A 26136-nucleotide genomic window follows, 5' to 3' on the forward strand; every position below is an offset into this window, starting at 1 on the left:
GGAGTCGACGGGCGGTCAGACGACCTCGTTGAGCTTCCCGGTGGCGACGTCGAACACGAAGCCGCGCACCGAGTCCTTCCGGGGGACGAACGGGTTGGCCCGGATGCGGGCGAGGGACTGCCGGACGTCCTCGTCCGCGTCGGGGAACGCCTCGGCCGCCCAGGCGGGCCGCAGGCCGGTGTCCTCGAGGATGGACGTCTTGAACTCGTCGTCGGTGAAGGTCACCATGCCGCAGTCGGTGTGGTGGATGAGGATGATCTCCTCGGTGCCCAGCAGCCGCTGGCTGATGGCCAGCGAGCGGATCTCGTCCTCGGTGACGACGCCGCCCGCGTTGCGGATGACGTGCGCGTCCCCCTCCTGGAGGCCGAGGATGCGGTAGACGTCGAGCCGGGCGTCCATGCAGGCCACCACGGCGACCTTCCGGGCGGGCGGCAGGGGCAACGGGCCGGAGAAGGACTCGGCGTAGCGGGCGTTGTTCGCGAGCAGGTCGTCCGTGACGGACATGGGTGTCTCCTGGCATGGTCGAACGAGGTCGAACGTGGTCGAACGAGGTCCTCGAAACGGGGATGCGTGTCGGGACGGCCGCGCAGACGCGGGATCGGCCCGGGGAGGGCGCGGCGGCTACGCGGCCGGGAGACAGAACTCGTCGAACTCGCACACGCGGCGGCTCGGCCAGAAGAACTGGAGCCGCATGCGCATCACGGCATCAGTGAACCGCACTCCGCCGTTCGGCGGCAAGCGCTCGCCGCCGGCTCGCCCCTTCCCAACTGAACGAACGTTAGATCTATAGTGACGGCACCCAGCCGGGACCGGACGGAGAGGCGCCGCGATGAAGCCGCGTGTAGGGGCCACCCTGGCCAGCACCACCGACCAGACCACGGTGATCGTGGTGCGGTGGGGAGCCGAGGATCTGGACGTGACCTGCGGCGGGGCGCCGATGGTGGACGCCAAGGGGCCCGAGGCCGGGACGTCTCACCCCGCCGATCCCGCGCAGCAGGCGGGCACGGTGATGGGCAAGCGGTACGCCTCGGAGGAGCACGGGGTGGAGCTGCTCTGCACGAAGCCGGGCAGCGGGACGCTCGCGATCGGCGGCGTCCCGGTGCCCCTCAAGGACGCCAAGCCGCTCCCGGCCTCCGACTGAGCGGAGGCACCCGTGAACATCACCGTGCTGCTGGACATGGCCGCCGACGGGTTCGGCGACCGGGTCGTCGTCGGGACCCGGGAGGCGGGCCTGACGGCGCAGGCGCTGCGTGCCAGGGCGGGTGCGGGGGCCGCGCTGGTCGAGGCCGAGGGCGCGGAGGCGATCCTCCACCTCGCGGTGAACGGCCCCGCGTTCCCCGTCGCGCTGTTCGCCGCGGGCCTCGCGGGTGTGCCGCTGGTCCCGGTGAACTACCGGCTGGGCGCCGAGCAGCTCGACCACCTCCTCGGCAACCACCCGCGGGCGCTGGTCGTGGCGGACGAGGGGCAGCGGGCGGCGATCGAGCGCGCGGGCCTGACCGCACGCACCCCGGAGGAGTTCCTGCAGCAGACGCGGACGCCCGCCTCCCACGCGGTCGAGGCGGGCGAGGTCGACCCCGACTCGGCCGCGGTCGTCATCTACACCAGCGGCACCACGAGCGCGCCGAAGGGCGTGGTCCTGACGCACGCCAACCTCGTGTCCTACGTGCTCGGCACGGTCGAGTACGGCGCCGCCGCCGAGGACGATGCGGCGCTGATGAGCGTGCCGCCCTACCACATCGCGGCGGTCTCCAACGCGCTCACGAACCTCTACGCGGGCCGCCGGGTGATCGTCCTGGAGGCGTTCACGCCGCGGGACTGGGTCGAGACGGTGCGGGACCAGGGCGTCACGAACGCGATGGTCGTCCCCACCATGCTCGCCCGGATCATGGACGAGCCGGGACTCGACCGGTCCGTACCCTCGCTGCGGTCGTTGGCCTACGGCGGCGCCGCCATGCCGCGGCGGGTCGTCGAGCAGGCGCTGCGCGAGTGGCCCACGGTCGACTTCGTGAACGCCTACGGCCTCACCGAGACCAGCTCGACGATCACCGTGCTCGGCCCGGAGGACCACCGCGCCGGGGGTGAGCGGCTGTCCTCGGCGGGCCGGGCGGTGCCGGGCGTCGAGATCCAGGTCCGGTCGGACGACGGCACCCCGCTGCCCGCGGGCACCTCGGGCCACGTCTGGGTCCGCGGGGAGCAGGTGTCCGCGGCGTACGCGGGCGGCGGGTCCGGTTCCTCGCTCGACGCCGACGGCTGGTTCCACACCCGCGACCGCGGCAGGCTGGACCCCGAGGGCTACCTGTTCCTCGAGGGCCGGGTGGACGACACGATCATCCGCGGCGCGGAGAACATCGCCCCGGCCGAGATCGAGGACGTCCTGCTGCGCCACCCGGACGTGGCGGACGCCGTCGTCGTCGGCGTGCCGGACGAGGAGTGGGGCCAGCGGATCGAGGCGGTCGTGGTGCCGCGGCGCGGCGTCGACCTGGACGCGGAGGCGCTGGAGGCCCTGCGGGCCACCGTCCGCGGGTCGCTGCGCGGCGCGAAGACCCCCGACCGGATCGTCGCCTGGGCCGAGCTGCCGCGCACCCCGACGGGCAAGCTGGTGCGCCGGGACGTGGTCGCCGGGCTCGCCCGGTGACCGGGACCCGGGCGCTACGGCTGGCCGGGGCGCAGGGCGACGAAGAGGGCGTCGGCCTCCGCGCACAGCACGTCACCGGCGTGGATCGTGCCCCGCAGGTACCGCTTGCGGCCCTCCTCGCGGTCGAACCACCCGCGCACCTGCAGCTCCCGGTCGATCGGCGTGATCGAGCGGTAGTCCACGCGCAGGTAGGCCGTGCGGGCCGGGACGCGGTCGCCCGTGTTGGCGAGCCTGCCGAGCAGGTCGTCGAACATCAGCGGCAGGGCCCCACCGTGCACCGCGCCGTTGGCGCCCAGGTAGAAGCGCCCGAAGCGCACGTGGCCGCGGGAGGTCAGCGTGTCCTCGTGGGTGAGGACCAGCGGCGGGATCAGGGCCTGGCCGCGGCCCGGCAGGTGGCGCAGGTGTCCGGCGAGCTGCTTCCGCTCGTCGACCTCGTACTCGCCCAGGCGGTCCGCCACGCCGCGCAGCGCCTCGGTCATCTCCGCCACCACCTCGGCGGGCGGGGCGGCGGCGGTGAGCCGGTCCTGCAGCTCACGCATGGTCTCGACCATGGTCAGGAAGCCCGCCGGCACCTCGGGCGGTGCGGCGTCCCGGTCCGCCCACAACAGGCTGAGACCGGACTGCGCGTCGAGATCGGTGTCGGGAGTACTCACCGGTCGGTTCTACCCCGCCCGCCCCGACACCACGACATCCGGCCCGGACACGTCACAGTGCAGTCGGCCGCCGACCGAGACGACGCCGGCCGAGACGACGCCGACCGAACCGAGGGGGACGACGGGTGAGCGAGCCGAACGACGTGGTGCTGGTCGAGGACCGGGGTGCGGTGCGGATCCTCACGATGAACCGGCCCGCGGCCCGCAACGCGTTGAGCGGGGACCTGATCGTCGCGCTGTACGCCGCGTTGGTCGCGGCGGACGCGGCCGAGCCGGTGCGCGCCGTCGTGCTGACCGGGGCGGACCCGGCCTTCTGCGCGGGGGTCGACCTCAAGCAGGCCGCGGCCGAGGGCGAGGCCTACTTCCGCCGACACCGCGACAGCCCGGTGATCGAGCAGACCGGTCTGATGCGCACGCCGATCGTCGGCGCCGTCAACGGCGCCGCGTTCACCGGCGGCCTCGAGCTGGCGCTGGGCTGCGACTTCCTGGTCGCCTCCGAGCGGGCCGTGTTCGCCGACACCCACACCCGGGTCGGCGTGCGGCCCGGCGGCGGGATGACGGCGCGGCTGCCGTCCCTGGTGGGGATGGGCCGGGCCCGGCGGATGTCGCTGACCGGTGAGGTGCTCGACGCCGCCGAGGCCGCCCGGATCGGCCTGGTCACCGAGGTCGTGGCCCACGGGCGGTTGCTCGACCGGGCCGTCGAGCTGGCCACCGCGGCCGCCGAGCCGCCCGCGGACGTCGTGGCGGACGTCAAGCGGATGTACGTCGAGGGCTCGGGGGCGCCGGTGCTCGCGGCGCTCGCGACCGAGACCGCGATCGCCCGCTCCGGGCGGACGGACATCGCCGCGCTCGACGAGCGGCGCCGGGCCGTGATGGCGCGCAACCGCGCTCAGCTCTGACTCACTTCTCCGGGACCAGGCAGAAGGGGTGGCCCGCGGGGTCGAGGAAGACCCGCCAGCCTGCGTCCGGCTGGATGTGGTGCTTGCGGGCACCCAGACCCAGGACGAAGGCCTCGCCCTCGTCGAGGTCGGCGACCGCGAAGTCCAGGTGCACCTGCTGCGGGTGCTCGTCCCCGGGCCAGACGGGCGGGACGTGGCCGCGGGAGAGCTGGCACGCGATCGTGGCCGCCCCACCGGCGTCCAGCTCGACCCAGTCCGGCGGGTCCGCCTCCCCGGCCTCCGCATCGTCGTCCGGTCGGATCGGCCAGCCCGTCAGAGCGGAGTAGAAGCGGGCCAGGCCCACCGGATCGCGCGTGTCCAGGGCGGTGACGCTGAGGCGGACGACCATGCGCCGGACCCTACCGCTCGCCCCCGCCGATCTCGGCGATTTCGGAGGGTGACGGAACGGCGACGGAATGTCCGAGAATGCGAGCGGAATCGCTCCTGGAATCCGTCGCATAACCGGTTACCGGTTGGTTAACCTTCTCCGCGGCCGCTGAACGTCAGCGGCCCGGGGCCTACGGTCCGTATCCGGGGACAGGGCCCTGACGGCGGTGAAGAGGCGGGCACGATGAACACCGGTGACACCGCGTGGCTGCTCGCGTGCGCCGCGCTGGTCATGCTGATGACTCCGGGGCTCGCGTTCTTCTACGCCGGAATGGTGCGGGCGAAGAGCGTCCTGACCATGCTGATGATGAACGTGATCTGCCTGGTGGTGGTGGGTCTCGTCTGGGCGGTCGTCGGGTTCGACCTGGCGTTCGGCAGCGACGGGTTCCACGGGCTGATCGGCGGGGTGTCGGCCCCGGGCGCGCACTGGTCGGTGGGCGCGCTCGCGGGGTCGGGGGAGCACACCGTGCCGCTGCTCGCGTTCGCCATGTTCCAGCTGATGTTCGCGGTGATCACCCCGGCGCTGATCTCCGGCGCCGTCGCCGAGCGCACCCGGTTCTGGCCGTGGCTGGTGTTCGTCGCGCTCTGGAGCGTGCTGGTCTACGCACCGGTCGCGCACTGGGTCTTCGCCGTCGACGGCTTCGTCGCACCGGACGCGATCGGCGGCTGGATCGCGAACCGGCTGCACGCCCTGGACTTCGCGGGCGGCACCGCCGTCCACATGAACGCCGGCGCCGCCGCGCTCGCCCTCGCGATCGTGCTCGGGCGGCGCACCGGCTGGCCGGAGGCCATCGCACGCCCGCACAACCTCCCGTTCACCGTGCTCGGCGCCGCGCTGCTGTGGTTCGGCTGGTACGGGTTCAACGCCGGGTCGGCGTTGTCGGCCAACGGGCTGGCGGCCATGGCGTTCGCCAACACCACGGTCGCGACGTGCGCGGCCGTGCTGGCCTGGCTGGTCGTCGAGCAGCTGCGGACCGGCAGCCCCACCACGCTGGGCGCGGCCTCCGGGGCCGTCGCGGGGCTGGTGGCCATCACCCCGGCCTGCGGGTACGTCGGGCTGTGGGGCGCGATCGCGATCGGGGTCGCCGCGGGGGTGATCTGCCCGCTCGCCTGCGCGCTGAAGTGGCGGCTGCGGCTGGACGACTCGCTGGACGTCGTGGCCATCCACCTCGTCGGCGGGCTGGTCGGCACGCTCCTGGTGGGGGTGTTCGCCACCAGCGCCGTCAACCCGGGGATCCCGTCCGAGGGGCTGCTCTACGGCGGCGGCTGGACCCAGCTGGGCAGGCAGGCCGTCGCGGCGGGCGTCGTCGCCTGCTACTCGTTCGTCGTGACACTCGTGCTCGGCTACCTGATCCGGGCGACCATCGGCTTCCGCGCGGGCCGGGAGGCCGAGCACGGCGGCCTGGACCTGTCCGAGCACGCCGAGACGGGCTACGACATCACGGCGGGCCGCGGCGGGACCGGGCCGGAGACGACCCCGCCCGCGGGCCTGCCGATGCCGCGCCGGGCACCCGAGTACCTCGACCGGCGTAGCGTCCCGGTGCCCCGGAACGAGCACCCGTAGGAGCGGGCCGGGATCAGCCGTCCGATCGTCGGCCCTAGAGTGGCGCCGGGGATCGGCGAGGCGGGGGGACGATGGCGGACGTGATCGGCGGGGCACCCCTGCTGCATGCACCCGGTACACCCGCCACCGGGCTCACGGCGGCCGAGGTCGCGGAGCGGGTGGCCGCGGGCCGCACGAACGCCGTCGACACCCGGACCAGCCGCAGCACCCTCGCGATCGTCCGGTCCAACGTGCTCACGCCCTTCAACGGGCTGCTGTTCGTGTTGTTCCTGGTCATCGTGGCCACCGGGCGCTGGCAGAACGGCCTGTTCGGGCTGGTCATCGTGGCGAACACGGCCATCGGGGTGATCCAGGAGGTGCGCGCCAAGCGCACCCTGGACAAGCTCGCCGTGCTCAACGCGCCGCACGCCCGCGTGGTCCGGGACGGGGCCCTGTCCGAGATCGACGTCGCGGACGTCGTGGCGGACGAGGTGATGGAGCTGCGCTCCGGCGACCAGGTGGCCGCGGACGGCGTGGTGACGACGTCCGCGGGGCTGGAGGTCGACGAGTCCCTGCTGACCGGGGAGTCGGACCCGATCCACAAGGAACCGGGGGACGAGGTCCGCTCCGGCTCCATCGTCGTCGCGGGCCGGGGGCGGTTCCGGGCCACCGCGATCGGCGCGGACGCCTACGCCACCCGGCTCACCGCCGAGGCGAAGAAGTTCACCAAGGTCGGGTCCGAGCTGGTCGGCGGCACCAACACGCTCCTGCGCTACATCTCGCTGATGATGCTGGTGGTGGCCCCGCTGCTGGTGTGGAGCCAGTTCCGCACCCCGGACACCCACCAGTGGCAGGACGCGGTCACCGGCACCGTCGCCGCGCTGGTCGGGATGGTGCCCGAGGGGCTGGTCCTGCTGACCAGCCTCGCGTTCATGCTCGGCGCGGTCACCCTGGCCCGGCGCCAGACCCTGGTGCAGGAGCTGCCCGCGGTGGAGGGTCTCGCGCGGGTGGACGTGGTGTGCCTGGACAAGACGGGCACGCTGACCCACGGCGACATCGTGTTCGACCGGCTCGTGATGCCCGCCGGTGCGGACGCGCTGGACGACGCGGAGGTCCGCGAGGCGCTCGTGCTCAGCGCGTCCGGGCCGGACTCGAACGCCACCGCGCAGGCCCTGGGCTCGGTCTTCTCCGGCGGCGCCTGGGAACGCACCGGCGGGGTGCCGTTCTCCTCGGCCCGCAAGTGGTCGGCGGTCGTCGCGGGGGAGCACGGCACCTGGGTGCTGGGTGCGCCCGAGATGGTGTTCCCGGGTCCGGCCGCCGACCCGCTGCTGGTCCAGGCCGGGGAGATCGCCGGGGAGGGCCGCCGGGTGCTGGTGCTGGCCTCGTGCGAGGCCTGCCCGGTCGAGGACTGCCTGCCCGAGGACCTGGAGCCCCGCGCGCTCGTCGTGCTGGCCGAGCGGGTCCGCGAGGACGCCGCGGACACCTTGGCCTACTTCGCCGAGCAGGGGGTGTCCCTGCGGGTCATCTCCGGGGACAACCCGCGCACGGTCGGCGCGGTGGCCACCGCCGTCGGGCTGCCGGGGATCACCCACGCCCACGAGGCCGTCGACGCCCGGACGCTGCCGGAGGACCCCGACGAGCTCGGCGCGGTCCTCGAGGAGAAGGTCGTCTTCGGTCGGGTCACCCCGCAGCAGAAGCGCGCGATCGTGGGGGCGCTGCAGCAGCGCGGCCACGTCGTCGCCATGACCGGCGACGGGGTGAACGACGCGATGGCGCTCAAGGACGCGGACATCGGCGTCGCGATGGGCAACGGCGCCGCCGCGACCCGGGCGGTGGCCCAGCTCGTGCTGCTCGACGGCAAGTTCGCCCACCTGCCGGACGTCGTGGCCGAGGGCCGTCGGGTGATCGCGAACATCGAGCGGGCCGCGAACCTGTTCCTGGTCAAGAACGTGTACTCGCTGCTCGTCGCGCTCGTCGTGATCTTCACGGCCGCGGCGTACCCGCTCGCGCCGATCCAGCTCTCGCTGATCTCGGCGCTCACGATCGGCATCCCGGGCTTCGTACTGGCGCTGGCCCCGAACCGCCGCCGCTACGTCCCCGGCTTCCTGCGTCGCGTGCTGCGGCTCGCGATCCCGGTCGGGGTCCTGATCGGCGCCGCCGCCTACGCGGGCGACCGGACCATCCGGTGGCTGCAGCCCGCGGGCGGGCTGACCGCGAGCCAGACCGTCGCGACGATCACGGTCCTCACCGCGTCGCTGTGGGCGCTGACGCTGTTCGCGCGGCCCTTCAACGCCTGGAAGCTCGCGCTGGTCGGCGGGCTCGCGGGGGTCGCCGCGATCATCCTGGCGGTCCCCGCGCTCGGTGGGGGGATCTTCCTGCTCGACGTGACCCTCGAACGGCTCGGTGTCGCGCTCGCGCTGGGGCTGGCGGCCGGTGTGCTGATCGAGGTCGTGGGGCGCGTGATGCGCCGCCGGGAGACCGCGTAGCGCCGTCCGCCCACCGGACCCCGCCACGCGGACGTGACCACTCTCACGTCAGGTGATCCTCACCTTCGGAAGGGCTCGGCGGCGCCCGACCACGGCGGGACGATGCCGCGCTCGGCCGCGGGGCGGCACCCGGTGGCCGCCCCGGAGGGCGCCGCGCGGATCGCGCGGTCTCGGGTCCGCACCGGGGGTCACGCAGCGCTTTCGGCGCCGCGCCTCGACGCCTTTCCCACACCGGCCCGCGGCGCTCTCGGCGCCATTCCCTGGCCCCGATGTCGACCACTCACCTGGGACATCCTGGAATTCTCGGTCCACTCCGGATTGTCTGAGGGGTCGACCGAGAGCTCTCAGCTGCGGGTGATTGCGCATTCTCCGCCGCAATGCGGATGCTGCGGTTCGGCGGTGTCCGAGGAGGGTTGCCCGACTGTGTCACAGCACACGTCGTCGCAGGTGAGGCACGTACGGTGGCGGGTCGACCACACGCAGGGAGAATGTCCGAATTGACGCCACGTAGGTGATCCATTGCCCAGCGTCGCCATTGCGGGCGGTCCGGGTCGGAGCGCGGAATCGTTCGCGCGCGCGCCCGCGGCAGCTGTGTTTGAATCCGCAAGGGGCGGCCGGATCCGCGGGCGCCGCCATTCGTCTGGAGGCGATGTGATCGGCGGACGGCCGGTGCCGGAGGGTGACAGCGGGTGACGGGGCAGCAGGAGAGCGTTCGCTCGCCGGGCCGGGCGGCGGCGGCGCCGTCATCGTCGTCGTCGTCGGAGGAGACGGTGCCGCGCATCGGCGAACGACTGCACGTCCTGGCGGCGGGGGCGGAGCGGGTCGTCGAGGTCGTGGCGCGGACGCGGGCGCTGCGCCCCACCGAGGTGCACGCCCTGGTCGCCATCGCCGGCGCGGAGCGCATGGGGGCGCCCGCGACACCGGGCGACCTCGCGCAGACCCTGCGGCTGACCACGGGGGCGATCACGGGTCTGGTCGACCGGCTGGTGCGCTCCGGGCACGTGCAGCGCGAGCCCGACGCGGCGGACCGGCGGCGGGTCCGGCTGCTGTGTGAGGAGTCGGGGCACGCGGTGGCGGGAGAGCTGTTGCGCACGCTCGCGGACCGGGCCAGCGCGGTCCTGCTGGGGTTGTCGGTGGAGGAGCGCCACGTCGTGGACCGGTTCCTCGCCGAGGTCGGGTTCTCGACGTCCGCCTTCCTGCACGCGCAGGACAGTAGGGTCCGCTGAGGACCCGGTCCGACTGATCCGACGGAGGACGCATGCCCCGCACGCCGCTCACGATCGACGCCCCCGACGGCGCCTGCTCGGCCACCCTGCACACCCCCGACGGCGCGGGGCCCTGGCCGGGCGTGGTGATGTTCGTGGACGCGGGCGGGGTGCGGGACACCTTCCTGGCGATGGCGGACCACCTCGCGAGCCTCGGGTACGCGGTGCTGCTGCCGGACGTCTACTACCGGCACGGCGGCTTCGCGCCCTTCGACATGGACACCGTCTTCGCCGACCCCGAGGAGCGGGCCCGGTTGATGGGCATGGTCAAGAGCCTGACCTCGGACTTCGTCGCCGCGGACGCCGCCGCCTACGCACAGGCGCTGCTCGCGCGGCCCGAGGTGGCCGGGCCAGCGGTCGGCACCACCGGGTACTGCATGGGCGGCAAGGCCTCGCTCACCGCGGCCGGTGCGCTCGGGGCGACGGTCGGGGCGGCGGCGTCCTTCCACGGCGGCGGGCTCGCGGTCGCGGACGACCCCGGCAGCCCGCACCACCGGGCCGGCGGCATCGCCGCCGCGGTCTACGTGGCCGGCGCGAAGGACGACGGTTCCTTCGGCCCCGAGCAGTTCGCGCTGCTCGACGAGACGCTGACGGACGCGGGCGTCCGGCACACGATCGAGACCTACCCCGCCGCGCACGGCTTCGCGGTCCCGGACAACCCCACGCACGACCAGGAGTCCGAGGACCGGCACTGGGCGGCCCTGGTCGACCTGTACCGCGCCGCCCTCTAACCCGTGAGTGGCGGCCGGGGGTCGGCAGGAGCGGAGCGACGGGGCGGGTGAACGGAGTCGCTCTGGCGACCATCGCCACTCACGACGGGATCAGCGCAGGTCGGCGGCGGGGAAGGGGCGGCGGTCGTCGAGCCGCAGGGACAGCGCCCCCGCCGCCCGCCAGGCGCGGGCGGTCAGGTCCCGGTCCTCCTCGGTGACGAGGTTGCCCATGACCCGCAGTGCGACGCGCATCAACCCGGTCCACCGCATCCCGACCGGGCCCGCGGCCCGAAGCAGGTTCGGGACGGTGAGCAGGCCCGCCAGCCGCCGCGCGATCGAGAACGCGCTGCCGTAGTGCCCGCGCAGGGTGGCGGGCCACGCGCGGGCGAGGTCCTTCTCGGCGACCGCCAGCTCGGCGACCAGCCGCCCGGTCTCCAGGCCGTAGTCGATGCCCTCGCCGTTGAGCGGGTTGACGCAGCCCGCCGCGTCGCCGATCAGCGCCCAGTTCGGCCCGGCGACCCCGGACACGGCCCCACCCATCGGGAGCAGCGCGGACCGCACCAGCCGGACGTCGCCGTCGAGCCCCCAGTCCTCGCGGCGCAGGTTCGTGTAGTGCTGGATCAACGCCCGGAGCTGCACGTTCGCGGGTCGCTTCTCGGTGGCCAGCGTGCCGACGCCGATGTTCACCTCGCCGGTGTGCAGCGGGAAGACCCAGCCGTAGCCCGCCAGGACCTCGTTCGCGGTGCCCCGCAGCTCCAGGTGCGAGGAGATCCACGGGTCGTCGTGGCGGGCGGAGCGGATGTACCCGCGGGCCGCCACGCCGTACGCGGTGTCCTGGTGCCACTCCCGACCCAGCACCCGGCCCAGGGTCGAGCGCACCCCGTCGGCGACCACCACGCGCTGGCAGGCCACGGTCTGGCCGTCCGCGAACGTCACGCCGGAGATCCGCTCCCCGTCGCGCTCGACGTCCACGGCCTTGCCGACGACGCCGACCGCGCCCGCCTCGAGGGCGACCGCCCGGATGCGGGAGTCGAGCTCGGTGCGCGCGACCGCGCTGCCCTCCGACGGCAGTGACCCGCCCGGCCACAGGAGCTCCAGCGTGCGGCCGAACCCGGCGGCCCGCAGGCCGCGGTTGGCGCCGTGCCCGCGCACCCACGGACCGAGGCCCAGCCGGTCGAGCTCGGCGATCGCGCGCGGGGTCAGACCGTCGCCGCAGGTCTTGTCCCGGGGGAACGCCGCGGCGTCCGCGAGGACGGTGTCGATGCCCTGGCGGGCGGCCCAGGCGGCGGCCGCCGACCCGGCCGGGCCCGCGCCGATCACGAGCAGGTCGGTGGAGCCCGGGAGCGTCATGCCTCCAGTGTGACTCGTCGCGCGAGGAGCGCGCGCAGGGCCCGGACGCCGAGCAGCGGGCCCGGCAGCAGGGCCACCGCCGCCAGCCGCCAGTCGGTGAGCGCCGCCGCGGCGGCGACCGTCGGGATGGCCGCGCTGGTGAGCAGGAAGCCCAGCGCGGTCTGGGCCGTCAGCGCGGTGCCGACGTAGCGGCGGTCCACGACGTCCGACAGCGCGGCGGTGAACAGGGCGGAGTCCGCGATCACGGCGGCCCCCCAGACCAGCACGAACCCGACGACGGCCGCGGGCGTCCCGTCCGCCACCACCGGCGCCAGCAGACAGCAGGTCCCGGACACGGCGAGGGCCCCGAGGGCGACCGGCACCGGCCCGACCCGGTCGGCCGCGCGGCCTGCGACCACGCAGCCCGCCGCGCCGGCGACCCCGGCCGCGGCGAAGGCGACGAGGTGCGCGGACTCCGCCGGGACCGTCGTCGCGGCGGCGAGGTAGGTCGGCAGCCAGGTCCAGAAGGCGTAGAGCTCCCACATGTGTCCGAGGTAGCCGAACACGACCAGCCGGGCGGTGCGGTCGCGCAGCAGCGCGAGGGCGTACCGCGGGTTCGGCGGGGGCGAGGGGGCGTGGCCCGGCCCCGGCCGGACCGCGACCGCGGCGATCACCGCCGCCAGGACTCCGGCGGCCGCGGCACCCAGCAGCACCCCGCGCCACGGGAGGGCGAGGCCGCGGAGGAGGTGGGGGAGGGCCGAGCCGAGCGTCAGGGCGGCGAGGAGCAGGCCGAGGTCCCGCCCCCGGGTGTAGGGGCCCGACCAGGACGTCGTCAGCTTCATGCCGACCGGGTAGACGCCGGCGAGGAACAGCCCGGTCAGGCCGCGGAGCACCAGCGCGGGTCCCGCGGAGTCGACGAGGGTGAGCAGCGCGGTGCAGGCCGCGGCGCCCAGGGCCGAGCAGGCCACCAGGCGGTGGGGCGGGAGACGGTCGGCCAGGGTGAGCACGGCCGACCCGACGGCCCCCGCCACGAACCCCAGCTGCACCGCGACCGTCAGCAGGACCGCGCCGACGGCCCATTCCCGCTGGAGCGCGGGCGCCACCGCCGAGGCGGAGAACCACACGGCCAGGCCCAGCACCTGGACGAGCGCGATCGCCGCCCGGGGGCGGAGGTGCGCCGCGTCCCGATGCCGCCCTACGGAAGCGGAGAGTAGCGCCTCGGTGACGCTGGGTATGAGGCTAGGTGTGCCGCAGCTGGGCGGAGGTCCAGACGAAGATCCCGACGCAGCCCAGCGCGACGACCGCGAACACGATCGCGGGGACCAACGCCCCGTCCAGGATGAACACCACCACGACCAGCACGCAGAGCAGGAAGGCGAGCACCGAGATCCCCCGGTGCAGCTTCAAGGCGCTCTGCCCGTCGTGCGAGCCGGAGCCGGAGGTGGGGCCGCCGAAGCCCCACACCCGCCGACCCCGGACCTCGGTAGCCCTGGTCCGGGCCTCGCGCGGGTCGTCACCGGAGACGGTCATGGGACTCCTCACCTCGTCGGCTGGGAGTCCCATGGTTCCGTGTCGGTCAGCGTCCGTCCACAGCAGTCACCCGAGGATGACGTTGGTCGCGAAGGTCCGGTCCGGGTCGACGGTCGCCGCGATCGTCCGCAGCCGGGCGCGGTCGGCCGCCGACCACAGGCTGCCGACGCGGTCGGGGGAGGCCTGGCCCAGGAAGTTGACCAGCCCGCCCGCGGCGGCCCAGGGGCGCAGCGCCTCGACCAGCGCCGCACTCGCGGCGGGGACGAGATGGGGCTGCGGGCCCGCGAGGACGCCCACGGTGAACACCCCGAACGCGGCGTCGCGGCCGGAGACCGCGTTCGGCACCTCGGGACGGCGGGCGATCGCCCCACCCAGCAGCCGGATCTCGATCATCGCCAGGGGCGAGTCGACCGCGTGCGCGAGCACCGTGTCCGTGGTCTCGGCGGTGAGCTCGGCGAGTGCGCAGCCCCGGTCCCAGCCCGGCATCGGGTCGGTCGGGTCCATGTGGACGGCGTCGATCGCCGCGTACGGCAGGTCGGTGACCGTGTCCATCAGCGGCTCGGCGACGGCGCGCATCGGGGCGAGCAGGTCGGCACCGCCCGCGCCGAGGTGGGTGAACCGCAGCGCGACCACCGAACGGCCGCGCAGCGGCTCCGGGAGCCGCGGGTCCGGCGGCAGGTTCAGCAGCGCGACCGAGGTTGTCGTCTCCTCGGGCAGCGTCGGCGCCCACGCACGCCAGGCGTGCAGCACGGCGCCCGCGGTCTCGCCCGGGAAGATCACGGCGCCGCCGAAGAACCCGGCGACCGGGACCAGGTCGAACTCCAGCTCGGTGACGATCCCGAAGTTGCCCTTGCCGCCGCGGACCGCCCAGAACAGGTCGCCGTCCTCGCCGGTGGCGTTCTCGTCGATGTCGCGGACCCGGCCGTCGGCCGTGACGATCGTGAACCGGCGCACGTGGTCGGCGGCGAACCCGTAGCGGCGCGCCATCGGGCCCAGCCCGCCGCCGGTCGTGTAGCCGACCACCCCGACGTGCGAGGACGAGCCGTTCAGCGGGGCCAGCCCGTGCGGCGCGGCGGCCTCGATCACCGCGTTCCACCGCACACCCGCCCCGACGGTCGCACGCCGGTTGAGCGGGTCGATCGAGACCCGGTCCATCCGACGGGTGCTGACCAGCACGGTGTCGAACAGCTCCTCGGTCAGCCCGTGGCCGGTGGCCTGCACGGCGACCCGCCTGCCGGTCGCGCGGGCGTACCGCACGGCGGCGGCGACGTCCGCGCTGCTCGTGGCGCCGACGACGAGCGCGGCGGCGGGGCGGTGCGCGACGTTGAAGCCGGCGACCTCCTCGGCGTACCCGGCGTCGCCGGGCGCGAAGACGGGTCCCTGCACCGCGAGGAGCAGGCTGTCGGTGGGGTACACGGCGGTCATGGGTCTCTCCCTGGTCCGGGGCCGCGGGGGCGGCCGTTCGCTGGGAGAAGCGTCCCGCCGGGGGCGGGTCGCGGACGACCGCGCCACCGGGTGAGTGGGGGTGTGGCCAGCCTCCCGAGCGCCGGTCGTGGTGACGCTGGGGGGCGCTGGGGCGGGGGCGGGGGCCGTGACGCTTGGGACGCCCAAGCGTCGCTGAGTGGTGCTTGGGACGCCCAAGTGTCACCGGGTCGCCGGGCGCCGCTGATGCTTGGGACGCCCAAGCGTCGCTCAGCGGTGCTTGGGCGTCCCACGCGTCAGGCCCACGCATCAGGGCCCCGCGTCACGGCCCCGCAGGCCCACGCGTCAGCTCGGGAGTAGGACCTCGACCAGGCCGCGGGCCCACTCCGGGGTGCCGGGGGTCTCGGTGAAGATCGCGCGGTAGTAGATCGCGCCCAGCAGCACCTCGGCCGCCCGCGCGACGGTCGGGGGCCTGCCGCCCCGCGCCCGCTCGCGGTCGAGGAGCGCGGCGAGCTGTTCCTCCCGGTCCCCGCGGCACGCGCAGGCACCGCTCTCGCCTGCGCCGACCGCGGCGCGCATGAGCATCAGCACGTCCGGGTCGGAGACGTCCGTCGCCACGTCCGCCGCCCAGCGCTCCAGGTCCGCGCGCAGCGACCCGGTGTCCGGCACCACGACCTCTCCGGTGAACCTGCTGGTCGCGACGTCCGCGAGCAGGTCCCCGACCGACCCCCACCGCCGGTAGAGGGTGGTCGGGTGCACGCCGGCGCGCGCGGCGACGACCGGGAGGGTCAGGTCCGCCTGTTCGGCGAGCAGCTCCGCGACGGCCCGGTGCACCGCGGCCCGCTTCTGCGCCGACCGGCCGCCGGGGCGTGTTCCCTGCTGTGTTCCCGCCGGTGCGCTCATGAGACGAGTATGGCACTAACGCAACGATCATTGCGAGCGTGGTAGCGTCCTCTCCGTTAACGCACGGATCATTGCGAATGGGACAGCCATGACTACAGCTATGACGTCTCCGTCCTCGGAGATCCGCTCCCGCGCTCTGTTCTTCACGGCGGTGGGCGCCATCGTGATGCTCTTCCTGGCGGCGTCCAGCGCGCCCTCCCCGCTGTACGTGGTCTACCAGCAGATGTGGCACTTCACGCCGACCGTGCTGACGGTCGTGTTCGCGATCTACGTGGCGGGCCTGCTCGGCTCGCTGCTGGTGGTGGGCGGGTTGTCCGACCACGTCGGGCGGCGGCCGGTCCTGTTCGGCGCGATCCTGCTGGAGAGCGTCGCGCTGGTGCTGTTCCTGCTGGCGGGAGACGTGGTGGTGCTGTCCACGGCCCGGTTCCTGCAGGGCATCGCCACGGGGGCCGCGATCTCCACGCTCGGCGCCGCCCTGGTGGACTTCGAGGCGCCGCACGCCCGCGGCCGGGCCGGGGTCGTCAACTCGGTGGCCCCCACGGCGGGCCTCGCGCTGGGGGCGCTCGGCACCGGGGCCCTCGTGCAGTTCGGGCCGTCGCCCACCCGGTTCGTCTACGCGCTGCTGCTGGCCGGGATGGGCGTGGCCGCGATCCTCGTCGCGCTGATGCCCGAGACGTCCGAGCGGCGGCCGGGGGCGGTGGCGTCGCTGCGGCCGGTGGTCGGCGTGCCCGCCCGGCTGCGCGCGGACGTCGCGCCGGTGATCCCGGTGATGCTCGCCAGCTGGATGCTCGGTGGCCTGTACCTCTCGCTCGGCCCGTCGCTGGCCGCGCAGATCTTCGGGATGTCCAGCCACCTGATCGGCGGCGTGGTCGTGACGTTGCTGTGCGGTACCGGCGCGGTGACCGCGTTCGTGCTGCGGCGGACGTCCGCGGTGCGGCTGCTCGGCCCGGCGGCGGCGCTGCTGGGCGGCGGCACGCTCGTGACGCTGGTCGGGATCTGGAGCGGGCAGGTCGCGCTCGGCGTGCTCGGGACGCTCGTCGCGGGCGTCGGGTTCGGGGCGGCGGCGCTCGCGACCTTCGGCACGTTCGCCCGCATCGCCGCGCCCCACGAGCGGGGCGCCCTGTTCGCCGTCGCGTTCGTGCTGTCCTACCTGGCCTTCTCGCTCCCCGCGGTGGCGGCGGGGTTCGCGAGCACGGCCTTCGGGCTGCGGATCACAGCCGAGGTCTACGCGGTGGTGATCGTGGCGGTCACCGCCCTCGCCCTGGTCCTGCGCACGGTCCAGTCCCGCCGCACAGCCCCGGCCTCCGCCTGAAGACCCTCCCGACGAACGGCGCGTCGGCTCACACCTCGTGAGCCGACGCGCCGTTCGTGCGTCGGTGGAGTGCGTCGGTGGCAGTGCGTCAGTGGCAGTGCTTCGCCGCCGTCGGGGGGACGTCGAGGGCGGGGTTGCGGTCGAAGAAGCCCGCGGGCTTGAGGACGAAACCGGTGTAGTCCACCGGCATGACCGGCCAGTCCTCCGGGCGCGGGAAGTGGGTCAGGCCGAACGTGTGCCAGACGACGATGTCCTCCCCGTCGACCGAACGGTCCGCCTGCACCCACGCGGGCAGCCCCGCCCCGCCGGGGTTCTGGTTCACCAGGTCACCGGCCGGATAGCGCTGATCCGGCGTGTACTGCGTGACCCACAGCGCCTTCGTCGCGAAGGCCGCCCGGCCCGCGATCGAGGAGTCGGCGTCGGCGAGCAGGGTCGGCTGGCCCGTCGGGTGCAGCACGTACCCGACCTCCTGACCCAGCGCGTTCGTCTTCTCCGGGTTGACGATGTGCCAGACGCGCGCGCGGGCGGCGTCGGCGTCCCGCTGGGCGTCGGACTCCCGGCTCAGGCGGGTGACGGAGCGGCGGAAGGCGTTGCCGTACCGGTTCCCCTCGCCCATCGGGACCCGTCGCGCCTCGACCTCCTCGACGGCGTTGCGCGGGCCGTCGACCGTCATGTCCAGCCGCGCGGAGAACAGGTGCTGGTGAAACGGCGCCCCGAGGCCCGGTGCGATCTCCGTGGCGTACTCGCCGGGCGTGCCGCTGGTGAACACGATGCCGGTGGCCTTGCACTCGAGCTCGATCGTGCCGTCGAGGTAGAGGTACCAGTAGAAGCCGTAGTCGTAGTTGCCGATCGGGGTGAAGAAGCTGATCACGAGCCTGCGCTGGCGGCGGGTCTCGCGGGAGCCGGTGAACATGTCCGAGTGCTTCCAGAGGACGCCGTAGTCCTCCTCGTGCATGCAGATCGCGTTCGGGATCACCCGCGGGTTGCCGAGGTCGTCGGCGACGACGGCGTCGGTGTAGAGGATGTCGCCGAGGCAGTCGCAGCCCATCTGCAGCGAGTCGGCGTAGCGGGCGAACATGTACTCGCCGCAGTCGAAGTAGTTCTGCCAGAAGCGGACCGGGGCCGGGTCGGCGTACGGGACCACCATCTCGGCGACGGACGCGCGGTAGCAGATGGGCCGGGAGTCGAAGGCGATCTGGTGCAGGGTCAGGCCCTCGCGCTCGTTGAAGCCGATGCGCAGGTCCCACTTGCCCCACCGCACGCGGCCGTCCTCCACGGTGAAGGACCGCCCCTCGGGCTGGGTGATCTCGATCGGCTTGAGGTCCAGCGGCGGGCCCTGGACGGCCGGGTCGTCGAAGTTCCCGGTGGTGGCGGGCACGGACACCACGCCGGTGTCGATCACCCGGTCGACCCGGCGCGCCGTGAGGTCGACGTAGGCCACGAGCCCGTCGATCGGGTGCGCCCAGGGGTGGTCCTGCTCGTGGTCCTGGTGGAACCCGAAGGCACGGACGATCCGCCTGCCCACCTCGTCGGGGTAGTCGTAGACGCCCGCGGACAGCGGCACCGCGCGGACCGCGGCCGGGTCCAGACCGCGGCTCTCCAGCGCCGCGAGCCAGTCCGGGGCGCCGTTCAGGATGTCCTCGATCATCTCGAACTCGGTGTCGATGATCGGGGGCTGGCCGTCGACGGCGGGCTCGATCTCCCGGCGGGAGACGACGGCGGTGGTCGAGGCCACGACGTCCCACGACCGGCCCGTCGCGATGTCCAGCAGGATCACCCGGAACCGGCGTTCGGCCGCCGACCATCCCGAGCCCGCGAGGACGTCGGCCTTCGGCGGCTCCTCGGGCGTGAAGAACGTGTAGCGCACGGTCTCGGTGAGCAGGCCCTCGTCCAGGAGGACCCGCCGGACCGCGGCGACCTCCTCCGCGGAGGTCATGGCGAGGGCGTGCGTGCGGTTCTCGAGCGTCGTCATGTCTCTCCTCAGGCGGCGACGGGGGCGGTGGCGGGCCTGCGGCTCCAGAGCGCCCCGACCGCGAAGGCCAGCACCAGGACGGCGCCGATCCCCGCGGCCAGCGCAGGCGAGCCGCCGATCAGGGTCGGGAAGTTGGAGACGGTCAGCCAGAGGCAGGCGAGCAGGCCCGCCAGGCCGAGGGCGGGGGCGATCAGGGTGTTCCAGGGGCGGGTGTCCGGGCGGTCGCGGCGGAAGAACACCAGCACGGCGGCGCAGGTCAGCGCCATGAGCGCGAGCACCCCGAGCGTCGCGGTGCCCGCCATCCAGGCGAAGACCTGCGCCACCGGGTCCATCCCGGCGAGGGCGAAGACCGCGAGGAGGACCAGCGCGATGCCGGACTGGGTCAGCGACGCGACGTGCGGCGAGCCGTGTCGGGGATGGCTGCGGCCGCACGCGGCGGGCACCGAGCGGGCGTTGCCGAGGGCGAACCAGTAGCGGGCCAGGACGTTGTGGAAGGACAGGATCGCCGCGAACAGGCTGGTCATCAGCAGCACCTGCGCGATGTCCCCGCCGACCGGCCCCAGGATGGTCGTGATCGTCGTGACGATCATGTTCCCCGGGTCGGCGCCCGCGGCCTCGACGGCGGCGTCGTCTCCCCAGGCGGACACCACGGCCCACGCGGAGAGCGTGTAGAACACCCCGATCACGAGGAGGGCCGTGTAGGTCGCCCGCGGGATCGTGCGCTCGGGGTCCCGGGCCTCGTCGCGGAACACCGCGGTGGCCTCGAACCCGATGAAGCTCGCGATCGCGAACATGATCGCGATGCCCAGCGAGCCGGAGACGAACTGCGACGGCTGCAGGAACGCGGTCGAGAGGGTCTCGCCGCGCGCCACGACCACCGCGTCGAACACCAGCACGATGGCCACCTCGGCGACGAGCAGGACCCCGAGGACCTTGCCGGACAGCTCGATGTGCCGGTACCCGAGCACGCCGACGATCCCGAGCACCACGACCGACCACAGCCACCACGGCAGCGCGGGGCCGCCCCAGTGCTGCACCAGGCCGTCGATCACCGCGCCGATGTAGCCGAACACGGCGAGCTGGACGGCGGTGTAGGTGACGAGCGCCAGGAACGCGGCGCCGAGGCCGGGGGCGCGCCCGAGGCCGCGCGCGACGTAGGAGTAGAACGCGCCGGCGTTCGGGACGTGCCTGCTCATCGCGCAGAACCCGACCGCGAACAACAGCAGGACGGCCATGCACAGGGCGAAGGTCGTGGGGAAGGCCGCACCGTTGCCCGCGGCGAGGCCGAGCGGGACGGTGCCGGCGATGACGGTCAGCGGCGCGGCCGCCGCGACGACCATGAAGACGATGGATCCGACACCGAGACGTCCGGTGAGTGTGCGCGTGCCTGTGCTCATCAAGGCTCCAGGGGAGTGGCGGATGCGCAGGACCGTGCCCGCGGCGCCCGGGCCGGGCAACCGCCGTTCCCCTGTGCTGCGAATCACCGCTCCCGCCGTTCCCGGGCTGCGGGAATCGGCGGACGCGAATTCTCATTCGACCCGTCGCGGCAGGTCACGGCGACGCGATCACCGGCTAACGTGCGCGGGCCAGGATCAGGAGGTGGCCATGTTGCGGGACCGCTCGCCGGTGCACGGTCTCGAGCGCAGGCGGCTCGGCGCCGTGGACGTGCTCGCCGCGTCGGTGTCCGGTGCCGCGCCGAGCGCCGCGATGGCCGCGGTCCCCGTGATCGTCGCGGCGTCCGCCGCGGGGGCCACGCTGTGGTCGTTCGTGGTCGCGACGGTGCTGGCACTGCTGATCGCCGGGTGCATCGCGCGCTTCACCCGGCGGATGGCCGCGCCCGGCGGGCTCTACGCGTTGACCGCCAAGGGCCTGGCGCCCGGTGCCGCGCTGGCCTGCGGGATCGCGCTGTTGACGGGGTACGGGCTGCTCGCCGCGGCGGCGTTGGCCGGGGTCTCGGCCTACGTCGACGCCCTGCTCGGGCGGCTGGGCCTGACCGACGGCCGGTGGGTGCCGTTCGGGGTCGCCGTGCTGGTCGGCGGGGTGGTGGCGCTGTTGGCGCTGCGCGGGGTGCGGCTGGCGGCCCGCGTGGTGCTGCTGGTCGAGTCCGTGGCGATCACGGTGCTCGTGGTGGTGTTCGCGCTGCTGCTGGTCGGCGGGCCCATCCCGGGGCCCGGGTCCGGGGTGGCCTCACCGGGACTCGGCGGGGTCGCCGCGGGGGTGCTGCCCGCCCTGGCGGCGTTCATCGGCTTCGAGATCGCCACGACCCTCGGCGCGGAGGCCCGGCGTCCCTTCCGGACGGTCCCGCGCGCGGTCGGGATCACCGCCGCGGTCGCCGGCGTGCTGTACCTGTTCGCGGCGCACGTGCAGGTCGTCGGGTTCGCCGACACCCCGGGCGGGCTGGCGGGGGAGGCCGAGCCGGTGCTCGTGCTCGCGACCGCCCGCGGCTGGGCCTGGGTGCCCGTCGTGCTCGACCTCGGGCTCATCATGTCCTTCCTCGCCTGCGCCCTCGCGACGACCACGGCGCTGGTCCGGGTCCTGTTCTCGCTGTCCCGGGACGGGGTCGGGCCCGCCGCGCTCGGTCGCACGCACCGCCGGTTCCGCACCCCCCACGTCGCGCTCGCGGTGGCGATGCCGGTGGTGGTGGCCGCGCTCGCCGTGCCCGTGGCGCTCGGCGTCCCGCTCGGCGCGGTGCTCGTGACCCTCCTGACGCTCGCCACCTCCGGCTTCCTCGTGGCCTACCTGCTGGTCTGCGTCGCGGCCCCGGTGTTCCTGCACCGGATCGGCGAGCTGACCTGGACGGCCGTCGCCGCCACGGCGGTGATCGCGCCGATCCTCGTCGTGGTGCTGGTGGCGTTCGTGGCCCAGCGCCCGATCCTGGTGGCCGTCCTGGGTGCGATCGTGGTGCTCGGCGTCGGCTGGTGGGCGTGGCTGCGGTGGCGCCGTCCCGCCGCGCTCGGCGGCATCGGGGTGTACGACGAGACCGTGGCGGCGGACGTCGTCGGCGGGCGCATCGGCGCGACCGAGCCGCGGGCCCGCCCGTGACCGGCCCCGCCCCGCTGTCCGGTCGCCAGCCGAAGGCGGTCCGCAGCGCGCTCGCGGTGCTCGAGGAGGTCGTCGCGGCCGGGCCGGGCGTGACCGCGAAGGAGATCTCGGCGGCCCTCAAGCTGCCCCAGGCCACCACGTACCGGCTGCTCAACCTCCTGGTCGCCGAGGAGTACCTGGTCCGGCTGCCCGACCTGAAGGGGTTCGAGCTCGGTCGGCGCGCGGCCCGCCTCGCCGTCCCCGTGGTGACGGCGCCGCCGACGGCCGCCCGCGCCGTCGTCGAGCACCTGCGCGGGCTGGTCCGGTGGGGCGTGCACCTGGCCTCGTTCCGGACCGGGCAGGTGGTGATCGTCGACCCGGATCCGGACCACCCGCCGAGCGACGGCGCCCTGTTGGCCCGGTATCCGCAGGTCAGCGCGCTCGGGCGGCTGCTGCTCGCCGAGCAACCGGACTGGCACGCCCTGGTCCGGGAGGAACGGGCCTTCACCGCGCACACGACGCGGGCGGCGGACCTCGACCTGGCGGCGGTGGCCGCGGCGGGCCTCGCCCGCCAGTGCGGCGAGCTGCGCGCGGACCGCGGGTGCCTCGCCGTGCCCGTCCGGGCGCCGTCCGACGGCACGTTGGCCGCGGGGCTCGCGATCGCGGGGCCGCCGCACCGGATCGCCGAACCCAACGACGAGATCGTCGCCCTCCTGCGGGACCACGCCGACCGGCTGGCCCCGCTGCTGGCCTGAGCCCCGCCCCCGTTTTCTGACAGCGCTGTTATAGTAGTGCTGTGACATCTCCCGACCCCACCTGTGAGAGCTGGCTCGTCCCACTCAAGGCGCTGCTCGCGGACATGGACGCCGCGATCGGCGAGGTGTATGCGCGGCGGGGGATCACCGGGGTGCGGCCGCGGTTCTCCATGGCGCTCATCCGCCTGCACCACCTGGGCCCGCTGTCGGTGAAGGAGCTGGCCGGACAGGTCGACGTCACGCACTCGGCGATGAGCCAGACCGTCGCCGCGATGCGGCGGGAGGGGCTCGTCGAGTCCGCGCCGGGGCCGGACGCCCGCACCCGGCTCGTCGCCCTGACCCCGCGCGGCGCGGGGCTGGTGCCGTTCCTGGAGGCGGAGTGGCGCGCGACCGAGGCCGCTGTCGCGCAGCTGGACGGGGAGCTCCCGTACCGGGTCACGCAGGTGATCGAGGACATGGCCGCGGCGCTGGCCGCACGGCCCTTCGCGGACCGGATCGAGGCGCACCTGCCGGACGCGGACCGGTGAGGGCGGCCGTCGACCTCCGTCCGCTGCGCGGGTCCGCCGACTTCCGACGGCTGTGGCTCACCGGGGCCGCCTCGCAGATCAGCACCCAGATCGCCGTGGTGGCGGTGCTCGTGCGGGTGTGGGAGCTCACCGGGAGCAGCGTCTGGGTGGGCGCGATCGGGTTGGGCACCGGCGTGGCGACCGGTGTGGCGGGGCTCCTGGGCGGTGCGCTCGCCGACCGGGTGGACCGGCGCGCGCTCGTCCTCGGCACGCGGACGGGCTCCGCGGTGGCCGCGGCGCTGCTCGCGCTCCAGGCCGCGGCGGGCGTCGAGTCGGTGGGGCTGCTCCTGGGGCTGGTCACGGTCCAGACCGCATGCGCCGCCCTCGGGTCGTCCGCCCGGCGGACGTTCGTGCCCCGGCTGCTGCCCCGCGACCAGGTCGGGGCGGGTCTGGCGCTGGACCACCTGGCGTTCCAGATCGCCATGCTGGGCGGCCCTGCGCTGGGCGGGATCCTCGTGGCGGGGTGGGGTGCGCAGGGGGCGTTCGCCGTCGACGCGGCGGTCACCGTCGCCGCGCTCTACGGCGTGGTGCGGCTGCCCCGCATGCGTCCGGACGTCGACGGCTCCCCGCGGTCCCTGCTCGCGGGCTTCGGCGTCGCGGTGCGCACCCCGGTGCTGCGCGGGGCGTTGCTGGTCGACCTGGCGCAGACCCTCCTCGCAATGCCGATCGCCCTCTTCCCGGCGATCAACGAGGCCCGGTTCGACGGGGACCCGCGCACGCTCGGGTTCCTGCTCTCGGCCATCGCCGTCGGCGGCATGGTCGCGGGGTCGCTGTCCGGACCGGTCGCGCGGGCGCGCCGACCGGGCAGCCTGTCGGTGGTGGCCGCGGCCGTCTGGGGTGCGGCGCTGGCCGGGTTCGGGCTGGCCGACGGCCTGTGGCCGACGCTGGTGTGGCTGGCCGTCGCCGGGGCGGCCGACTCGGTCTCGGTGATCGCCCGCGGCACCCTGGTCCAGCTCGCGACGCCCGACGGTGTGCGGGGGCGCGTCACCTCGGTGGAGTACGTGGTCGGGGCGGGTGGCCCGGGTCTCGGGAACGCCCGCGCCGGGTTCGTGGCCGGGTTCGCCGGACCCGAGGTCGCGGCGCTGACCGGGGGAGCGGCGTGCGTGGTGGCGGTGGCACTGACGGCGGTCACGCACCCCGCACTCCGGCACTGGCGGTCCTGACCGTCGCAGTGTGGAGCCCCCGAAACGGCAGGTGCGGCTCCATGATGCGAGGTCTGGACCCCCGCGACATCGTTCGTTCGGACCTGTCGTGGCTGTGGATCTCACTGGCAGGGTCACCGCATGGACGCCCAGGACATCCGTCGCGCCTTCCTCGACCTGCTCGCCGCCGACGGGCACGCCATCGTCGCGCGCGCGCCGATCGTCCTGCGGGACGACCCGACGACCCTGTTCACCGGTTCCGGCATGCAGCCGTTGCTGCCGTACCTGCTCGGGGCGGACCACCCGGACGGGGCCCGGCTCGCGGACGTCCAGCCGTGTCTGCGCGCCCAGGACATGGACGAGGTGGGCGACAACCGGCACACCACGTTCTTCGAGATGCTCGGCAACTGGAGCCTCGGCGACTACGAGAAGGCCGAGCAGATCCCGCGGCTCTTCCGGTTCCTGGTCGACACGGTCGGGCTGGACCCGAACCGGATCTACGTGTCGTGCTTCATCGGCGATCCGGAGCACGGCATCCCGCGGGACGAGGAGAGCGCCGCCATCTGGGAGCGGCTGTTCACCGAGCGCGGGGTCAGCGCCGACCGCATCGACCTCGACACCGAGGAGTACGGCAACGAGCACGGCTCGCAGGGCGCCCGGATCGCGTTCTACGGGCACAAGAACTGGTGGAGCCGCTTCGGCGGGCCCGACGAGATGCCCGCGGGGGACCCCGGCGGCCCCGACTCGGAGGTCTTCTACTACTTCCCGCAGGTCGAGCACGACCCGGCGTTCGGCCGCTACCCGCACCAGAACTCCGACGGCGGCCAGTACCTGGAGATCGGCAACTCCGTCTTCATGACCTACCGCAAGACCGAGGACGGCGGGTTCGCCGAGCTGCCCCGCCACAACGTGGACTTCGGCGGGGGCCTCGAACGGATCGCCGCGGCCTCGATCGACAGCCCGGACGTCTACCGCATCTCCCTGGTCTGGCCCATCGTGCAGGCGTTGGAGGAGGTCTCCGGCAAGTCCTACGACGACTACACCGAGAGCATGCGCGTGGTCGCCGACCACGTCCGCGGCGCGGCCTTCCTGGCGGCGGACGGGGTGAAGCCGGGCAACAGCAAGCAGGGCTACGTGATGCGCAGGCTGGTCCGGCGCGCGTTGCGCTTCGGCCTGGACCTGGAGCTGACGGCCGGGGTGGCGGCGGACCTGGTGCCGGTCGTCGGGCGGCTGTACGCGGACGTCTATCCCGAGGTCGCCGCGCAGGAGGCCGCGATCGTCGCGGTGCTGCAGAAGGAGGAGAAGCAGTTCGCGCGGACCCTGCGCAAGGGTCTGTCGCTGCTGCGGCGGCTGAACCGTCAGGGCGAGACGGTCACCGGCGCCCACCTCTTCGAGCTGCACGACACCTTCGGCATGCCCCTGGAGCTGAGCCTGGAGGAGGCGGCCCGCAAGGAGTACCCCCTGGCCGAGGACTGGCGCGAGTCCTTCGACACCCTCATGCAGGCACAGCAGACGAGGTCGAGAGCCGCCGTCTGAGGCCGGACCGTGTGCATTCTGGAGCCACAAT

23 protein-coding genes are annotated in these 26136 nt (G+C 74.2%); 13 read left to right on the plus strand and 10 right to left on the minus strand.

The genetic code is table 11. From position 1 onward, the window contains the following. Window positions 1-15: 15 nt before the first annotated feature. The gene (locus L3X23_RS08275; protein WP_237191514.1) at window positions 16-504 is read right to left on the minus strand and encodes a carbonic anhydrase; all 489 of its coding nucleotides are present in this window, start codon (window positions 502-504) and stop codon (window positions 16-18) included. Between the two features lie 325 nt (window positions 505-829). Between L3X23_RS08275 and L3X23_RS08280 the strand changes: the two genes are divergently transcribed. Together L3X23_RS08280 and L3X23_RS08285 are read left to right on the plus strand one after the other, a co-directional pair. Continuing rightward, on the plus strand, window positions 830-1141 hold the full coding sequence (locus tag L3X23_RS08280) for a hypothetical protein (RefSeq protein WP_237191515.1): 312 nt from the start codon (window positions 830-832) through the stop codon (window positions 1139-1141). 12 nt (window positions 1142-1153) lie between these two features. After that, window positions 1154-2635 carry a class I adenylate-forming enzyme family protein gene (locus L3X23_RS08285; protein ID WP_237191516.1) on the plus strand — a complete coding sequence of 494 codons (1482 nt, stop codon included), beginning with the start codon at window positions 1154-1156 and terminating at the stop codon, window positions 2633-2635. A gap of 14 nt (window positions 2636-2649) precedes the next feature. Here L3X23_RS08285 and L3X23_RS08290 read toward each other — a convergent pair whose 3' ends face one another. Beyond that, on the minus strand, window positions 2650-3288 hold the full coding sequence (locus L3X23_RS08290) for a PaaI family thioesterase (RefSeq protein ID WP_237191517.1): 639 nt from the start codon (window positions 3286-3288) through the stop codon (window positions 2650-2652). Between the two features lie 125 nt (window positions 3289-3413). Between L3X23_RS08290 and L3X23_RS08295 the strand changes: the two genes are divergently transcribed. Further along, on the plus strand, window positions 3414-4187 hold the full coding sequence (locus L3X23_RS08295; protein ID WP_237191518.1) for an enoyl-CoA hydratase: 774 nt from the start codon (window positions 3414-3416) through the stop codon (window positions 4185-4187). Between the two features lies 1 nt (window position 4188). Here L3X23_RS08295 and L3X23_RS08300 read toward each other — a convergent pair whose 3' ends face one another. After that, window positions 4189-4575 (minus strand): VOC family protein, encoded by a 387-nt coding sequence (locus tag L3X23_RS08300; protein WP_237191519.1) that lies wholly within the window; start codon window positions 4573-4575, stop codon window positions 4189-4191. Window positions 4576-4797: 222 nt separating this feature from the next. Here L3X23_RS08300 and L3X23_RS08305 point away from each other — a divergent pair, with 222 nt between their 5' ends. From L3X23_RS08305 to L3X23_RS08320, 4 genes are all read left to right on the plus strand, one after another. Beyond that, window positions 4798-6177, plus strand: a complete 1380-nt coding sequence (locus L3X23_RS08305; protein WP_237191520.1) for an ammonium transporter — start codon at window positions 4798-4800, stop codon at window positions 6175-6177. A 71-nt stretch (window positions 6178-6248) separates the two neighbouring features. Continuing rightward, complete coding sequence (locus L3X23_RS08310; protein WP_237191521.1) at window positions 6249-8642, plus strand: HAD-IC family P-type ATPase; 2394 nt, start codon at window positions 6249-6251, stop codon at window positions 8640-8642. Between the two features lie 689 nt (window positions 8643-9331). Next, window positions 9332-9868, plus strand: a complete 537-nt coding sequence (locus L3X23_RS08315; RefSeq protein WP_237191522.1) for a MarR family winged helix-turn-helix transcriptional regulator — start codon at window positions 9332-9334, stop codon at window positions 9866-9868. 32 nt (window positions 9869-9900) lie between these two features. Then, window positions 9901-10638 carry a dienelactone hydrolase family protein gene (locus L3X23_RS08320; protein WP_237191523.1) on the plus strand — a complete coding sequence of 246 codons (738 nt, stop codon included), beginning with the start codon at window positions 9901-9903 and terminating at the stop codon, window positions 10636-10638. Window positions 10639-10728: 90 nt separating this feature from the next. On the opposite strand, the gene L3X23_RS08325 is transcribed toward L3X23_RS08320, so the two are convergent. From L3X23_RS08325 to L3X23_RS08345, 5 genes are all read right to left on the minus strand, one after another. Further along, complete coding sequence (locus L3X23_RS08325; RefSeq protein ID WP_237191524.1) at window positions 10729-11967, minus strand: geranylgeranyl reductase family protein; 1239 nt, start codon at window positions 11965-11967, stop codon at window positions 10729-10731. Next, window positions 11964-13085, minus strand: coding sequence for an MFS transporter (locus tag L3X23_RS08330; RefSeq protein WP_237191525.1), 1122 nt, complete (start codon window positions 13083-13085; stop codon window positions 11964-11966). The genes L3X23_RS08325 and L3X23_RS08330 overlap by 4 nt, the downstream gene beginning before the upstream one ends. A 100-nt stretch (window positions 13086-13185) precedes the next feature. Next, window positions 13186-13476, minus strand: a complete 291-nt coding sequence (locus L3X23_RS08335; RefSeq protein WP_237191526.1) for a hypothetical protein — start codon at window positions 13474-13476, stop codon at window positions 13186-13188. Between the two features lie 66 nt (window positions 13477-13542). Then, a complete protein-coding gene (locus L3X23_RS08340; protein WP_237191527.1) occupies window positions 13543-14901 on the minus strand; it encodes an FAD-binding oxidoreductase in 1359 nt (452 codons plus the stop codon). 342 nt (window positions 14902-15243) lie between these two features. Further along, complete coding sequence (locus L3X23_RS08345) at window positions 15244-15801, minus strand: TetR-like C-terminal domain-containing protein (protein WP_093074908.1); 558 nt, start codon at window positions 15799-15801, stop codon at window positions 15244-15246. Between the two features lie 100 nt (window positions 15802-15901). Between L3X23_RS08345 and L3X23_RS08350 the strand changes: the two genes are divergently transcribed. Then, window positions 15902-17113 carry an MFS transporter gene (locus tag L3X23_RS08350; protein ID WP_237191528.1) on the plus strand — a complete coding sequence of 404 codons (1212 nt, stop codon included), beginning with the start codon at window positions 15902-15904 and terminating at the stop codon, window positions 17111-17113. Window positions 17114-17201: 88 nt separating this feature from the next. On the opposite strand, the gene L3X23_RS08355 is transcribed toward L3X23_RS08350, so the two are convergent. Further along, on the minus strand, window positions 17202-19085 hold the full coding sequence (locus L3X23_RS08355; RefSeq protein WP_237191529.1) for a primary-amine oxidase: 1884 nt from the start codon (window positions 19083-19085) through the stop codon (window positions 17202-17204). 8 nt (window positions 19086-19093) lie between these two features. Beyond that, window positions 19094-20482 carry an APC family permease gene (locus tag L3X23_RS08360; RefSeq protein WP_237191530.1) on the minus strand — a complete coding sequence of 463 codons (1389 nt, stop codon included), beginning with the start codon at window positions 20480-20482 and terminating at the stop codon, window positions 19094-19096. A 208-nt stretch (window positions 20483-20690) separates the two neighbouring features. On the opposite strand from L3X23_RS08360, the gene L3X23_RS08365 reads away from it, so the two are divergent. The 5 genes from L3X23_RS08365 to L3X23_RS08385 all read left to right on the plus strand — a co-directional run bounded on the left by L3X23_RS08365 (window position 20691) and on the right by L3X23_RS08385 (window position 26105). After that, the gene (locus tag L3X23_RS08365) at window positions 20691-22127 is read left to right on the plus strand and encodes an APC family permease (protein WP_237197959.1); all 1437 of its coding nucleotides are present in this window, start codon (window positions 20691-20693) and stop codon (window positions 22125-22127) included. After that, window positions 22124-22861, plus strand: a complete 738-nt coding sequence (locus tag L3X23_RS08370) for an IclR family transcriptional regulator (RefSeq protein WP_093074896.1) — start codon at window positions 22124-22126, stop codon at window positions 22859-22861. The genes L3X23_RS08365 and L3X23_RS08370 overlap by 4 nt, the downstream gene beginning before the upstream one ends. A gap of 41 nt (window positions 22862-22902) precedes the next feature. After that, the gene (locus L3X23_RS08375) at window positions 22903-23388 is read left to right on the plus strand and encodes a MarR family winged helix-turn-helix transcriptional regulator (protein WP_237191531.1); all 486 of its coding nucleotides are present in this window, start codon (window positions 22903-22905) and stop codon (window positions 23386-23388) included. Beyond that, complete coding sequence (locus tag L3X23_RS08380; protein WP_237191532.1) at window positions 23385-24590, plus strand: MFS transporter; 1206 nt, start codon at window positions 23385-23387, stop codon at window positions 24588-24590. Before L3X23_RS08375 ends, L3X23_RS08380 begins: the two co-directional genes overlap by 4 nt. A gap of 120 nt (window positions 24591-24710) precedes the next feature. After that, on the plus strand, window positions 24711-26105 hold the full coding sequence (locus L3X23_RS08385; protein WP_237191533.1) for an alanine--tRNA ligase-related protein: 1395 nt from the start codon (window positions 24711-24713) through the stop codon (window positions 26103-26105). The last annotated feature ends 31 nt before the right edge of the window (window positions 26106-26136 follow it).

Origin of the sequence: Pseudonocardia sp. WMMC193 (assembly GCF_021728735.1) — a bacterium.
GTDB classification, from domain to species: Bacteria; Actinomycetota; Actinomycetes; order Mycobacteriales; family Pseudonocardiaceae; genus Pseudonocardia; species Pseudonocardia oroxyli.

Excerpts from the sequence above, each read along its gene's own strand:
- L3X23_RS08275 (WP_237191514.1), bottom strand. The coding sequence starts at position 504 with ATGTCCGTCACGGACGACCTGCTCGCGAACAACGCCCGCTACGCCGAG.
- L3X23_RS08280 (WP_237191515.1), top strand. The coding sequence starts at position 830 with ATGAAGCCGCGTGTAGGGGCCACCCTGGCCAGCACCACCGACCAGACC.
- L3X23_RS08300 (WP_237191519.1), bottom strand. The coding sequence starts at position 4,575 with ATGGTCGTCCGCCTCAGCGTCACCGCCCTGGACACGCGCGATCCGGTG.
- L3X23_RS08305 (WP_237191520.1), top strand. The coding sequence starts at position 4,798 with ATGAACACCGGTGACACCGCGTGGCTGCTCGCGTGCGCCGCGCTGGTC.
- L3X23_RS08310 (WP_237191521.1), top strand. The coding sequence starts at position 6,249 with ATGGCGGACGTGATCGGCGGGGCACCCCTGCTGCATGCACCCGGTACA.
- L3X23_RS08320 (WP_237191523.1), top strand. The coding sequence starts at position 9,901 with ATGCCCCGCACGCCGCTCACGATCGACGCCCCCGACGGCGCCTGCTCG.
- L3X23_RS08325 (WP_237191524.1), bottom strand. The coding sequence starts at position 11,967 with ATGACGCTCCCGGGCTCCACCGACCTGCTCGTGATCGGCGCGGGCCCG.
- L3X23_RS08335 (WP_237191526.1), bottom strand. The coding sequence starts at position 13,476 with ATGACCGTCTCCGGTGACGACCCGCGCGAGGCCCGGACCAGGGCTACC.
- L3X23_RS08340 (WP_237191527.1), bottom strand. The coding sequence starts at position 14,901 with ATGACCGCCGTGTACCCCACCGACAGCCTGCTCCTCGCGGTGCAGGGA.
- L3X23_RS08345 (WP_093074908.1), bottom strand. The coding sequence starts at position 15,801 with ATGAGCGCACCGGCGGGAACACAGCAGGGAACACGCCCCGGCGGCCGG.
- L3X23_RS08350 (WP_237191528.1), top strand. The coding sequence starts at position 15,902 with ATGACGTCTCCGTCCTCGGAGATCCGCTCCCGCGCTCTGTTCTTCACG.
- L3X23_RS08355 (WP_237191529.1), bottom strand. The coding sequence starts at position 19,085 with ATGACGACGCTCGAGAACCGCACGCACGCCCTCGCCATGACCTCCGCG.
- L3X23_RS08360 (WP_237191530.1), bottom strand. The coding sequence starts at position 20,482 with ATGAGCACAGGCACGCGCACACTCACCGGACGTCTCGGTGTCGGATCC.
- L3X23_RS08365 (WP_237197959.1), top strand. The coding sequence starts at position 20,691 with ATGTTGCGGGACCGCTCGCCGGTGCACGGTCTCGAGCGCAGGCGGCTC.
- L3X23_RS08385 (WP_237191533.1), top strand. The coding sequence starts at position 24,711 with ATGGACGCCCAGGACATCCGTCGCGCCTTCCTCGACCTGCTCGCCGCC.